Below are 13,597 nucleotides of genomic sequence, written 5' to 3'. Positions count from 1 at the left end.
CCCGCGAGCGCCGCCGATCAGATACCGCACCGTTGCGTTGGGTTATGGAATTCAGGAGGGCGGCGACGGTGCGCGCCGACGTTTCGATGTCGAAATCCCCGGCGCGGGTGCGGGCCGCCGTGGCCAGGCGGGTCCGCAGCGCCGGATCGGCGATGAGGGTGTCGAGTGCGGTGGTGAGTTGTCGCTGATCGCCGCCGTCCACGAGCAGTCCATTGACACCGGGTTCGACGATCTCGGCCGGGCCGCCCGGTCCGGAAGCGATCACCGCGCAGCCCGCGTGCATACCCTCGACCACGACCTGTCCGAATGGTTCGGGAAGTACCGAGGAGTGCACGAGGATATCGGCATTGCGCAGATAGCTTCCAGGATCGTCGACGTGACCGGTGAAGATGACCGGCAGCCCGAATTCCTGTGCCATGCACGCCAATTCGGCCCGGTAGGGCTCCTCGTCGAAGAAGGTGCCGCCGATCAGAAAGATCTGTCGCGGTTGCACTTTCATCGCCGCGATGGCGCGCAGCAGCACGTGCTGGCCCTTCCACGGCGTCAGCCTGCCGACGGCGACGACGACCGTTTCGGTGGGCGGACGCTGCGCGGCGCGCTCGATATCCTCGGCGAGTTCCACACCCGGATAGGCCACCACCGCCGGACGACGGCCGATCCGTAAGGTGCGCAAGGTGGTTCGGCTATTGGCAAGATAACCGTGTGCCACGAGTCGGCCGAGCAACTGGATCACCGCCGTCGGCAGTCGGCCGAAATAGTCGACCGAGATTCGATCGTGTACCTGCCAAACCAGCGGAATTCCCGCTCGTCGCGTCGCGACCGCACCCATCACCAAAGCCTTGGTGCTCTCGGCGATCAGCACATCGGCGCGCACCTCGCGCGCGGTCGCGCCCAACGTCCAGCCCAATCGCAGCAGGGCGATGAATCCGGCGACCAGCCGCACCGGCCCGGACCCGATGGTCATGGCACGGCTGTCGAAAGCACCGCGCACGACGCGGGTCTCGACCCCGCGCGCCCGCATGCGTTCGACCATCGGGCCGTCCTCCGTATAGATCTGCGCGACATCGATGAGCCCCGACTCGCGCAGCGCGGCAAGCAACCGAAGCGTCGCCAGTTCCGCGCCCGACGGCGCCGCGGTATGCGCGAGAAAGAGGGCTTTGGTCGTCCTCGATGGGGTCATCGCCTTAATTCCTGATACATCGTGAGATGACGCTCCGCTGTGACATCCCACGAGAAAGTTTCCGCGTGCGCGCGACATTGTTCGGGCGTCGGCAGTGTGCCGTTCAGCGCGGCCACGATCCGTGCGCCAAGTGCCTCGGCCTCCCCGGCAGGCACGATCAGCGAAGAATCCAGTCCGCGTACCGAATCCGGTAGTCCGCCACAGTCGGTGACGATCGGAACACGACCCGCCGCCAGGGATTCCAGGGCGATCAGTCCGAATCCCTCGAGCGCCGTGGTCGGGACAACGGTGAGTGCGGCCCGTTCATAGAGGTCGGTGAGTTGTCGGTCGTCGACACTTCCCGCGAAGGCGATCGAATCGCCCAGCCCGGTGCCCGCGGCCTGGGCGCGCAATTCGCCCTCGGCGGTCCCGGTTCCGACGAGGACGAGTCGAGCGTCCGGATGTTCGGCGACCACGCCCGGCCAACAGCGCAGTAGCGTATCGATGCCCATCCGGCGTTCGAGTCTGCGCACAGACAGCACGGTTCGGCGGGTACCGGTCGGTATCGGTGAGGCTCGGAATCGGGTCAGATCTACACCCGGCGCGATGACCTGGATCCGGTCGGCCGGGACCCGATAGTCGTCGCTGAGTACTTCACGAAAGTGATTGGACAGCACTACGAATCGGTCCGCACCCGCATAGCGGATCCGCTCGAGCAGATACTTCGCCCGTGCACCGATTTCGCTCTGTCCGGTGAGGCGGCTCTCGGCTGCCCACGGTCCATGGAAGTGCACGACCAGCGGCACCCGCCCGCCTCGCGCGAAGGCCGCCGGACCATACAGCGCGAAGTGCCGGTCGAGGATATTCGCGCGGCCCAGTTCGGCCCGCTCCAGAAATGCGGAGCGGGCCCTGGTGATGGTCGAACCGCCGGTTCGTCCCCACGACCGAGCGCCGGGCGGAACATCGGCGCCGGTCGTGCCGAACGCCGACGCCGAAACCTGTACGCCCGGTTGCCGTGCGAGTGCGTGGAATAGTTCGGTGAAATAACGATTGAGTCCGCCCGGTGCTGCCGAGAACCATTCGGAACCCGTCATATGCACGCGCAATGCCCCGGTCGCTGCCGTCATCGCGGCCCCCTGCTTCTGGCGATGATGGGACGAGCCAGCTATCTGAACTCGCTTCCCGCGCAACAGTCTAAGGGAGTTCGATGGTTCTGGCGGGACTGAGATCAACTTCCGACCCGGGCGGATGACCAGTCCGCTGTCGGTCAACCGAGGTCGAACAGATTCACCTGAACCCACCGCGGCCGGCGCCGAATCTCGGATGCGCGAAGCGCTGTGGCGCTTCGCCCGATTGGTCGCGGCCACGGCCACCGAGGCGTGGCCGGATGTGCGGCCGCACGCGGAGATCATCGATATCTTCGCGCTGTCGGTGGTCGGGATGCTGGAGCGGGTGGTCGTGGAGAAGCAGGGCGGTCGGTTGGACGTGCCGATGGACCATCTCATCGACTATTGCGCGGCCTTCGCCGGCGCCTCCTTGTGTGCGGTCTACAGCGGCCAGATCGCCCAGCTGACAACGGATTAGCCAGCTGGCCCACATCGATCGGGTGGGGTAGATTTCACATCGAGTTCGTGCCGGGCGGCGCGGACCGACCCGCGGGGGGCAGCGGGAGGGACTAGGACAGTGGGGACCAAGGGGTCTGTGGCTGAGCACATCGATGTCGCCGAACGTGAGATCCGGGTGCTCGTCGAGAACGGCGAGTACTGGCTGCGCAATCGCGGCGATATCGCGATGATGGTGGTCACCGTCGAGCGGATCCGCGCGCATTGGCCGCGGGCGCGCATCGGTGTGCTCACCCATCAGCCCGGTGTACTTCAGGGGCTGGTGCCGGAGGCCGAACCGATCTGCGGGCCCGATTGGCGCTGGGGATCCGACGGCTGGCAAGGAGTGCTATCGCGTACCGCGGGGACGAAAGTGGTTGGCCCGGCGGCATTGTGGTGGCGGGCGACCACGGACGGACCGAAGGATCGGCTGCGCGCCATCCGCACCCGCGGTCGCGGCGAGTCCGATGATGCCGAGACGAATCCGGTAGCACCGGAACACGAATTCCCGGTGGAGATTCCGGCGGCGGTCGAACAGGCCTCGCTGGTACTCGCGATCGGCGGCGGCTATCTGACCGATGTCGACCGCTACCAGGCGCACCGCACCCTCAACCTGCTCGAATACGCCTGCGCACGCGGCATCCCGACGGCGCTGATCGGTCAGGGCATGGGACCGATGCGCGACCCCTATCTGGTCCGCCGAGCCGAGGAGGTGCTGCCGAAGGTCGATTTCGTTGCGCTGCGCGAAGGGCGGCGCGGCCCGGAGTTGCTCGATAAATTCGGCGTCGAGTCGGATCGGGTGCTGGTCACCGGTGACGATGCGGTCGAATTCGCCTATCGCAGTCGCGATGCCAGGATCGGCACCGAGATCGGCGTCTGTCTGCGTGTCGCGGACTATGCGCAGGTCAGCCTCGAAGCCCAGGGGATCGTCGGTCAGGTGGTGCGCACCCGCGCCGCGGAGTCGAACGCCGGGCTGGTGCCGCTGATCATCTCCGAATACGCCTCAGAGGACCGGCTTTCGACGTTGCCGCTGCTGGCCGGGGCGGATAACGCGCTGCCGCCGGTCGGTCGCGGTGGCACCTCGGCGGATGTCGCCCGGCAGGTCGGGCGGTGTCGCGTATTGGTGACCAGTGCCTATCATCTGGCGGTCTTCGCGCTGTCCCAGGGGATTCCGGCCGTCGGTATCACCGCCTCGGAGTATTACGACGACAAATTCCACGGGCTGGCGCAGATGTTCGGGACTGGACTGCGCGTGGTGCATCTGAACGATCCCGAACTGGAACAGGAATTGACCCTGGCGCTGGACGAGCTGTGGGACGATGCACCTGCGCTCCGGGATCCACTGCAACAGCGGGCCGTCGAACAGATCGATGCGGGCCGGAGTGGTTTGGCGCGAGTATTCGGATTGGTGGAGAACGGACCGGTTCGCCCGGTCCCACGATCAGAGGGATAGCCGTGGTGACGATGCTGTCGGTCTGCGTTCCGGCCTACAACTCCGGCCGGACGCTAGCCACAACCCTGCGATCGATCCTCGATCAGGATGCGGAATTCGAACTGGTCGTCGTGGACAATGCGAGTACCGACGATACGTCGGAGGTCGCGACATCGTTCGACGATCCACGAATCCGATTGCTGCGCAACGACACCGTGCTGGCCATCGGCGACAACTGGGACAAGGCGATCCGAGCCTGCGCCGGAAAACTGATCAAGGTCGTCTGCGCCGACGATGTACTGCGCCCCGCTGCGATCACCACCCAACTCGAGGTGATGACCGATCCGTCGATCGCCATCTCCTCCAGCCGTTTCGAGGTGATCGATGAGGCGGGGGAGGTGCTGGAGACCGAACTCGGATTGGCCGGGCTGCTCGGCAGACAGACCCCACGTGCCTTGGCGCGCACCATCGTGCGCCGCGGCCCCGCCGACTTCGGACCGACAGCGGCGGCCATGTTCTATCGCGAGCACTACGACCGTGTCGGCGGTTTGCGTGGTGACCTGGTCTTTCCCATGGATGTCGACCTGTTTGCGCGGGTCTCGTCCTTCGGCGTCTTCTTCGGGATGACCGAAATCCTCGCCGCGTGGCGCAATTCGTCGTTCAACCTGTGCAGCCAGACCTCCACGGTCAGCAAATTGACCGACATGTATCGCTTCCACCACCGCATCGCCAACGACTACCCGGATCTGGTCCACCGCGGCGATGTGCTCGCCGGGGATGCCCGCCTGGCCAAGGCCGCATTGCACCGCCTGCGCGTGCGCACGGTAGCCACCGTCCGCAATCGCCCGGATTTGCTGGTCTGACACATGAACTGGCAGTTTCGCCGGGCTGCCGGTGTGGTGAATCCCGATTCGGCAAACTAAAGAGTCTGTTAACTAATCCGTTGCGGGCGCGCGCACTGCGGCGAGTCGAAGTAGACAGGTTGCTGGGGACTCGCGGCAGGAAGCGTTGGTGTGGATGGTTATTGATCATGTGTCGCGGGGCGCGCTGCTATCGAGCACACTTCCGGACGCGCGCGGGCGGTTCGGTGAGTTCGGCGGCCGGTATGTTCCCGAAGGTCTGATGGCCGCGCTGTTGGAATTGGAACAGACGTATGCGCTGGCGCGGGCCGACGCCCAATTCCGCGACGAACTCCACGAATTGCTGCGCACCCGGGTCGGCCGTCCCACGCTGTTGCATCAGGTGCCGCGCTTCGCCGAGTTGCTCGCGGTGACTGGCGTGCGGGTCTATCTGAAACGCGAGGATATGACCCATACGGGTGCGCACAAGATCAATAACGCACTGGGCCAGGGATTGCTGGCCAAGCGGATGGGCAAGACCCGGATCATCGCCGAGACCGGCGCCGGTCAGCACGGAGTCGCGGTGGCAACCGTCTGCGCGATGCTCGGCATGACGTGCGTCATCTATATGGGCGCCCACGATATGCATCGCCAGGCCTCCAATGTCATGCGGATGACACTGCTCGGCGCCGAGGTGCGTCCGGTGGAGACCGGCAGCCGCAGACTCAAGGAAGCCATCAGTGAATCGGTCCGCGATTGGGTGTCGAACCTCGACACCACGCACTACCTGTTCGGCACCTCGGCCGGGCCGGCACCGTATCCGCTGATCGTGCGCGATCTGCAAACCGTCATCGGCCGCGAGACCCGACTGCAGATCCTGAAATCCGAAGGCCGACTACCGGATTACCTCGTCGCGTGTGTCGGCGGCGGCAGCAATGCCATCGGCCTGTTCCACCCCTTCATCGATGAACCGGACGTTCGGTTGATCGGTGTCGAGGCCGCGGGCCTCGGCGTCGAAACCGGGGTTCACGCCGCCACCCTCAGCGCGGGCAGTCCCGGCGAAATGGACGGCGCCTACAGCTATCTGCTGCAGGACGACGACGGACAGGTCACGCCGACGCACAGCATTGCCGCGGGCCTCGACTATCCGGGCGTCGGCCCGGAACTCAGCTACCTCAAGGACATCGGTCGCGTCACCTACCGCACCGCCACCGACGCCGTGGCCCTGCGCGGCATGCACGCCCTCACTCGCACCGAAGGCATCATTCCCGCCCTCGAATCCGCCCACGCCGTCGGGTATGTCCTCGAACTGGCCGAACGCGGTGACCTGCCCGCCGACTCGATCGTGGTACTCGGGCTCTCCGGACGCGGCGAAAAGGATCTCGCCATCGCGGCGGAGCGACCGGCCGGATAGGCGATTCGCGGATCGACTGCGCCATGCCGGTTCGGCCGAATGACAAACGGGGCGAACCGAATTGCCGAGCATGCCGTCGAGCGGTCTCGGCGGTCCGGATACCGAGCCCGACCTGCTCGATCAGGCATCAGCGCAGCGACCGTGCGCGGGCGACGGCACCGCTCAGGCAGCCGACCGAAGTAGGGCCAGCTCCTCGGCGAGGATCTTCACTGTGTCGCGAATCTGGTCCTCGGTGTGGCATGCGGTGACGAAGAAGCGCAGGCGGGCCAGGTTTTCCGGGACTGCCGGATACAGAATCGGGTTGACGTTGATGCCGCGGCGCAGCAGCGCGTTCGACAGTGTCAACGTCTGCATCGAGTCGCCGATGATGCACGGGATGATCGGTGTGTCCGCGCTGTCACCGGTGTCGATACCGGCGTCGCGAGCCAGGCGCAGCAACAGTTGTGCGTTGTGCCGCAGGCGATCCAGCGGTGTGCGGTCGGAGCGCAGCTGCCGGATCGCCGCCGCCGATGCGGCCGCGTTCATCGGGGTCATGCCGACGCTGTAGACAAAACCCGGTGTGGTGTATTTGAGGAAGCGGATCAGCTCGGCGCTGCCCGCTACATAACCACCGCAGCCGGCCAGCGCCTTCGACATGGTGCCCGACCACAATTCGACATCGCCGCGATCGACGCCGAAGTATTCGCCGATCCCGCCGCCGCCGGCGCCGAGCACACCGATGCTGTGCGCCTCGTCGATCATCAACAGCGCCTGGTGCTTCCGCTTGACCTCGATGATCGCGGGCAGATCCGGAATATCGCCGTCCTGGCTGTAGACGCCCTCGATCAAAATCAGCACACGGCGATACTGGTGCCGGATGTCGGTGAGCAGCTGGTCGAGTGCCGCATGGTCGTTGTGCGGGAACGGCCGCCGCGTCGCACCGGAGAGTTTGCAGCCCTGCAGGATGCTGTCGTGCGCGAGGCTGTCGTGGATCACCAGATCCTGCGGACCGACGATGTGACCGATGATCGTGACGTTGGTCGAATGGCCACCGACGAGTGCGATCGCGTCCTCGGTGCCGAGCAACCCGGCTAGTTCGGCCTCGAGTTCGCGGTGCACCGGCTTCTCGCCGGAGAGCACGCGGCTGGCCGAACACGAACTACCGTAGCGGGCGACCGAATCCTGAGCTGCCGTCACAACCGCCGGATGACCGGACAGTCCCAGGTAGTTGTAGCTGGAGAAGTTGAGCACTGGCGTGCCGTCGATCACCGAGGTGTCCCGGGTGACGCCGTCGTTGATCAGGAAGTACGGATTCGAAAGTCCGAGCGCCTCGGCGCCGGAGAGCCGATCGGCGATGGCCCGCACCTCGGCGAAGTCGGAGATCCGATACTCCGGCGCCACCGTCACACGCTCGGGTGCCGGCGTGGCGGGCGCGGGCGCACCGGTCACCTGATCCGCGACATGACCGATGACATCACCCAGTGTCGTCGTCGCGGTGAACCAGCTCGGATCGATGGTCAGTCCGGGAAGTTTGCGGACGAGTCCGCCGAACAGGTCGGTGAGCATGATCGAATCGAGTCCGAGGCCGTCGGTGATCGTCCGGTCGTCCCGCAACAGGTCGGCGGGGAAGCCGCTGACCCGGGCCACCTCCGCGCGCACGATGGCGGCGACCGCCTCCGGGCCGACCGACGACCGCTCGGTGTCCGGTGTCCGGATCTCGGTGGATCCCGTCGCGACACTGGCCAATACGGCGGCCTGCTCGCGGAAGAGTGCGATCAATTGGTCCATAGTGGTTGTTGCCTCAGGGGTTGTGGAAGTCGTGGTGTGGGTGGGGGGTTCGACCCAGAATCGGTGTTCGGTCGAGAACTCGTAGGTCGGCAGGCGGCGACGGACTCGTTGCGCCGATGCGTAGAGTCGATCCCAATCGGGGGTGAAACCGTCGCGGTACAGCGCGGCAAGGGTCTGCGCGAATTCAGCTCCGGTCGCACCCGGTCCGGGGCTGGGCGCGAGACAGCGCGCCGCCAGCTCGGGCCGAATCCGGCCGACCAGCGCCGCCAGCACCTTTCGCGGGCCGACCTCGATGATATGGCTGGGCTCGGTGCCTAGTGCCGCCGCCACGGCGTCGGCGAATCGGACTGTGGCACAGACGTGTTCGGTCCAGTACGCGGCGTCCATGAGCTCGGAAGCATCGAGCAGGCGGCCGCGCACGGTCGAATAGACGGGAATATTCGGTGCACGATAGACGCAGTCCCGGGCGATGGCCTCGAACTCCGCCAGCATCGGCTCCATCAGCGGGCTGTGGAACGCGTGGGAAACATTGAGCGCCTTCGTGATCACCGCACGTGCGTCGAGTGCCGCGCGGATCCGCTCGATCGCCGCGGCCGGACCCGAGAGCACGAGATCTGCCGAACCATTGACGGCGGCGACCGCAACCAAGGGTTCCTCGGCGAGCAGATCGGCCACCCCGTCCTCGGCCGCGCGTACCGCGAGCATCGCGCCGCCCGTCGGCAACTGCTGCATCAGCCGTCCGCGCGCGACCACCAGCCGACACGCGTTGTCGAGGTCGAAAACTCCCGCGACTGCCGCGGCCACGACTTCGCCGATGCTGTGCCCGATGAGCCATGCCGGCCGCACGCCCGCGTCGGCGAGTGACCGGGCGAGTGCGTATTCCATCGCGAAGATGGCGGGTTGTGCGAGGTCGGTGCGGTCGATATCGGTGCTCTCATCGAGCAGCAGGTCGCGCACCGAGCGACCCAGGTGGTCGATCATGCAGTCGTCGACCGCCCACAGCGCGTGCTGGAACAACGGGTTCGCCGCATCCAATGCCCCTGCCATACCGGCGAATTGCGAGCCCTGACCGGTGAACATCCAACCGGTGCCGACGGCTTGTGCCACACCGATTTCGGGTTCGCCCCGCAGGCGTGCGATAGCGTCGCCACGATCGGTCGCGACAATCGCCATTCGAGTGCGCCCGGAAGATTTGACCTGGTTACTGGTCCAGCACAGCTGCGCGAACCGATCCTCCGGTACCGTCGCCAATGCGTCGGCGAGTCGAAGTGCGTTGCGCCGCAGTCCTTCCTGGTCATTCGACGACAGCGTGAGTACGCCACCACCCGACGCCGTCGCAGCGTGCTTCGCGGGTGCGCTCGCCAGCACGATGTGCGCATTCGTGCCGCCGATCCCGAAGCTGCTGACCCCGCCGAGCGCCGGTCCGTGCAGCGGCATCGGTTCCGCGACCAGGCGCAGACCGCGATGACTCATCCGCAACCGGGGGTTTTCCTGTTCGGCGAACCTCGTCGGCGCGACCACACCGTGGTGCAGACCGAGCGCGACCTTGATCAGTCCGGCGACGCCCGCAGCGCCCTCGGTATGGCCGAGATTGCCCTTGATGGAACCGATGCCGCAGGGTTCGGCGCGGTTCGCCCCATGCAGTGCGCCGAGCGCCTTGACCTCGATCATGTCACCGAGAATCGTTCCGGTGCCGTGTGCTTCGATGAAGTCCACGTCCTCGGGCCGGACGTCGGCCCGCTGATACGCCTCGGTGATCACCTGCTGCTGTGCCCACCGGTTCGGCGCGGTGATGCCGTTGCTGCGGCCGTCGGAGTTGACCGCGCTGCCCTTGATCACCGCGTAGACCGGCAGGCCCTCGGCCACCGCATCGGCCAGACGCCGCAGCACGAGCACGGCGACGCCCTCACCGCGCACGATCCCATCGGCGTTGCCGCTGAACGGTTTACAGCGGGCATCGGGCGCGGACAGGCCCGCCTGGGTGTAGAACACACCGACGGCCGGGGTGAGGACGAGGTTCACGCCACCGGCGACCGCCTGATCGCATTCGCCGGAAGCCAGTGCACCACAGGCGAGATGGATCGCGACCAGCGATGACGAACAGGCGGTATCGACCGCGATGCTCGGACCGCGGAGATCGAGTTGATAGGACAGCCGGTTCGCGGTCATGAAGTACCCGTTGCCCGACCCGTGCTGCGGCGTGATCGCGGAGTAATCGCTCATCTGCAGATTCGCCCACTCGTTGGCCATCACACCGACGAAAACCCCGGTGCGCGAACCGGACTGGGACCGCGGATCGAGCGTGGCGTCCTCGAAGGCGCGCCAGGTAGCCTGCAGCAGGAGGCGCTGTTGCGGATCCATCGCCTCTGCCTCGCGCGGCGCGATACCGAAGAATTCGTGGTCGAATGCGTCCGCGTCTTCGATGAATCCGCCGCTGCGGGTATTGATGGTGCCGGGTGCGCCTGCGGGGTCGTGGAAGTCGTCGGCGTGCCAGCGGTTCGCGGGCACCTCTGAGATGGCGTCGCGTCCGTCGATCAGCATCTGCCACAGCGCATTGGGATCCGGTGCCTGCGGAAATCGGCAATCCAGGCCGACGATGGCGATATCCGTCATGCGACTTCGGCGAGTTCGATGGTCAGAAATTCGGCGATATCGGTGATGGTGGGGTAGTCGAAAACCATGGTCGGGTCGAGATCGAGCTCCCAGCGGTCCTCGATCTCGCCGCACAGACTCACCGCCGAAACGGAGTCGAGACCGAGTTCGGCGAGCGGGACCGCCGGATCCACCTGGTGCGGGGCGCGGTTGGTGTAGTCGGCGATGCGCGTCACGAGCCAGCCCTCGATCGTGGTCGAGCGGGCAAAGGTATTGGTGGTGAACAAGTTCGACTCCTGATTCAGACGGTCAGTGCTCGGTTGAGTGCCGGTTCGAGATCCTCGTGCAGTACGCCCTCGATGCGGTGCTGGAGGAAGGCATCGCGCATCGCGCCGCGCTGCACCTTGCCGCTGGTGGTGCGATGTACCGCTCGGCGCTCTACCAGAACGACATTCGGTGCGGGCACATCGAAACTGCGGGCCACGGCGATCTTGATCGTGGAAGTCAGCTCGGCCAGCGTCGAGCCACCGAGCCGTGCGGGCTGCACGCCCTGCACCACGACCATTCGCTCCCGTCCGCCCGCGTCCACGGCGACGGCCACACCGGTACTGTCGGCGAGCGCGGGATGCAGCTCTTGCACCAGTTCTTCGACATCCTGGGGATAGACATTGCGGCCGTTGATGATCAGCAGGTCCTTGCGGCGACCCGTCACGAACAACTCGTTATCGCGCAGCAGACCGAGGTCACCGGTGCGCAGGAATGGTCCCTCGGTGCCGATATGGGCGTCGAAGGTGTCCACGGTTTCGGCGGGACGGTTCCAATAGCCTGCGGCGACACTGTCACCACGGATCCAGATTTCACCGACCGTGTTGTCCGGCAACCGCTCTCGCGTGTCCGGGTCGACGATGCGGATATCGAGACCGCGGGCGGGTGCACCGCAGCCGATGATCCGGGCGCCGTTTTCGGAGTCCAGGTAGACCGGCGCGGCATCGACCGCTCCTACGCTGGCAAGCAACGTCACTTCGGCAAGGCCGTACGCGGGCAGGAATGCCGTGGGCCGCAGACCGGCCGGCGCGAACCGCTCGAGCACCGCCGTCACGGTCCGCTCACGGACCGGTTCGGCCCCGCACAGCGCGATGGTCAGGGTGCTGAGATCGAGTTCGGCCAACTGCTCGTCGCTGACCCGCCGGAGGATCAGGTCGTACGCGAAATTCGGTGCGGCAGTGATGGTTGCCCGGTATTTGTCGATGGCCTGCAGCCAGCGGACCGGACGTTTCAGGAAGGTCGTCGGCGCCATGAATACGAGATTCCCGCCGCCGTAGACCACCGCGAGCAGCAGGCCGATCAGCCCCATATCGTGGAAATGGGGGATCCAGCTGACGGCGGTCGTCGAATCGTCCAGTCCGATCGCCATGATGGCGGCCTCGTTGTGCATGAGGTTGCCGTGCGTCACGACGACACCCTTCGGTGTGCCCGTCGAACCCGATGTGTACTGCAGAAAGGCGATCGTTGCGGAATCGATGTCGGGCATCCGCCAGGCGTCCGGGTCGCCGAGCGGATCGTCGGTGGCGACGACGGTCGCGGTCGTGGCGGCAGCGACCAGCGGTCGCACATCGGCGCTGGTGAGCACCAGCTGGGCACCGGAGTCCGCGATTATGCCGCGAACCCGCTGCGCGCTGCTTTCGTAGTGCGGCAGCGGCGCAGGCACGGCCACCACACCGGCGTACAAACAACCGAGAAAAGCCCGTAGAAAGGCCATGCCGTCCTGATAGAGCAGGACGACCGGCTGCGCGGCTTCTCGACGTGTCGCCAGCCAAGCGGCCACCGCCCTGGCATCGCGATCGAGTTCGCGGTAGGTGACGATCTCCTCGACGAACTCGCGACCGACCTCACGCAGATAGGTGTACGACCTCGTATCCCCGTATTCGCATACCTGCCGACGGACTTGGTGAACGTAGCTCGGCTGCATAGAGGGAATTCCTCCAGGAGATCGGGAACGGGAACACGAATAACTTTCCGGTGTTCGCGCCCCGTGGGACAGAGACCTCAGGGATCGCCCAGCAAACCCGAGGGTGGGCAATTCTCACCCCAAGGTGCCCACACAGCAGTGTGGCGCCCGACGACCGGACGCCACACTGCCGAGCGCTGCGGACTCAGATGGTCCAGAGCCTGCCGTAGGTGTACACCGCATCACCGTTGGCGCTGATCACCCGCACGAACGGGCGAATGGTCGTCTGACCGAGCACGCCGGTGACGGTGCCGTGGAAGCCGGACATCCGGATGAAGCCCTCCGCGCCGGAGACGTCGCCGCCGGTGCATTCGAAGGTCTGGATGCCGGGCCCGAAACCCACCTCGAGCTCGACGCCTGCGCGCGGGATGAGTCCGTTGAGCTTGAGCACCGAGCCGTCGGCGCCACCGAGATCGAGACCGAGGTCCGGCGTGTACCACTGGAACCGGATCCGGCCGTTTACCGTGGCCGGATATCCGACCTGATAACCGACCGTGATGTGGCCCGACCAGTCCTGGGCGTTCGGTCCGGAGATGCGGTAGGAGGCCTCCCCGTTGTGGAACCACTCGCGGGTCAGCGGATTGCCGTCCAGCGGTGGAACGAAATCGATCCGGGTATCGGATTGAATCGCCTCGACCGTCCGATCCTGCCGATCGACGATCTGACTGGTGCTATCGATCGCCGCGGAGGCGGCGCCGGTGGTAAAGGCCAGACCCGAAGCCGCTACCGAGGCCAGTATGAACGCGCGCAGACTCCGGCTACGGAGTGTGTTCTCCCTCATCAGA

Annotated in this window: 9 protein-coding genes and 1 pseudogene; 4 read left to right on the top strand and 6 right to left on the bottom strand. The window is 65.9% G+C overall.

The features are described 5' to 3' along the window. Positions 1–34: 34 nt before the first annotated feature. Positions 35–1,180: pseudogene (locus ACQPYR_RS25865) on the bottom strand (glycosyltransferase family 4 protein); the annotation flags it as partial. Continuing rightward, positions 1,177–2,253 carry a glycosyltransferase family 4 protein gene (locus ACQPYR_RS25860; protein WP_433635247.1) on the bottom strand — a complete coding sequence of 359 codons (1,077 nt, stop codon included), beginning with the start codon at positions 2,251–2,253 and terminating at the stop codon, positions 1,177–1,179. The pseudogene ACQPYR_RS25865 and the gene ACQPYR_RS25860, both read right to left, overlap by 4 nt. Before the next feature lie 229 nt (positions 2,254–2,482). Here ACQPYR_RS25860 and ACQPYR_RS25855 point away from each other — a divergent pair, with 229 nt between their 5' ends. From ACQPYR_RS25855 to trpB, 4 genes are all read left to right on the top strand, one after another. After that, positions 2,483–2,743: a hypothetical protein gene (locus ACQPYR_RS25855; protein ID WP_433621528.1), complete on the top strand. Its 261-nt coding sequence runs from the start codon at positions 2,483–2,485 to the stop codon at positions 2,741–2,743. Positions 2,744–2,860: 117 nt separating this feature from the next. Next, complete coding sequence (locus tag ACQPYR_RS25850) at positions 2,861–4,213, top strand: polysaccharide pyruvyl transferase family protein (protein WP_433621527.1); 1,353 nt, start codon at positions 2,861–2,863, stop codon at positions 4,211–4,213. 11 nt (positions 4,214–4,224) lie between these two features. Further along, entirely contained in the window at positions 4,225–5,055 is an 831-nt protein-coding gene (locus ACQPYR_RS25845) for a glycosyltransferase family 2 protein (protein ID WP_433635246.1), read from the top strand. 154 nt (positions 5,056–5,209) lie between these two features. Further along, positions 5,210–6,445, top strand: a complete 1,236-nt coding sequence (gene trpB, locus ACQPYR_RS25840) for a tryptophan synthase subunit beta (protein ID WP_433621526.1) — start codon at positions 5,210–5,212, stop codon at positions 6,443–6,445. A 162-nt stretch (positions 6,446–6,607) separates the two neighbouring features. On the opposite strand, the gene ACQPYR_RS25835 is transcribed toward trpB, so the two are convergent. The 4 genes from ACQPYR_RS25835 to ACQPYR_RS25820 form a co-directional block, all read right to left on the bottom strand. After that, positions 6,608–10,825, bottom strand: coding sequence for a type I polyketide synthase (locus ACQPYR_RS25835; RefSeq protein ID WP_433621525.1), 4,218 nt, complete (start codon positions 10,823–10,825; stop codon positions 6,608–6,610). Next, positions 10,822–11,091, bottom strand: a complete 270-nt coding sequence (locus ACQPYR_RS25830; protein WP_433520803.1) for an acyl carrier protein — start codon at positions 11,089–11,091, stop codon at positions 10,822–10,824. Before ACQPYR_RS25830 ends, ACQPYR_RS25835 begins: the two co-directional genes overlap by 4 nt. A 14-nt stretch (positions 11,092–11,105) precedes the next feature. Continuing rightward, a complete protein-coding gene (locus tag ACQPYR_RS25825) occupies positions 11,106–12,773 on the bottom strand; it encodes a fatty acyl-AMP ligase (protein ID WP_433621524.1) in 1,668 nt (555 codons plus the stop codon). A gap of 184 nt (positions 12,774–12,957) precedes the next feature. Then, positions 12,958–13,593, bottom strand: a complete 636-nt coding sequence (locus ACQPYR_RS25820) for an MspA family porin (RefSeq protein ID WP_433621523.1) — start codon at positions 13,591–13,593, stop codon at positions 12,958–12,960. Positions 13,594–13,597: the final 4 nt, after the last annotated feature.

The sequence above is a fragment of the Nocardia sp. CA-120079 genome (assembly GCF_050955745.1).
Classification (GTDB): domain Bacteria; phylum Actinomycetota; class Actinomycetes; order Mycobacteriales; family Mycobacteriaceae; genus Nocardia.
The sequence above is the reverse complement of the archived record's forward strand: the minus strand, read 5'-3'. Positions and strand labels throughout refer to the sequence as shown.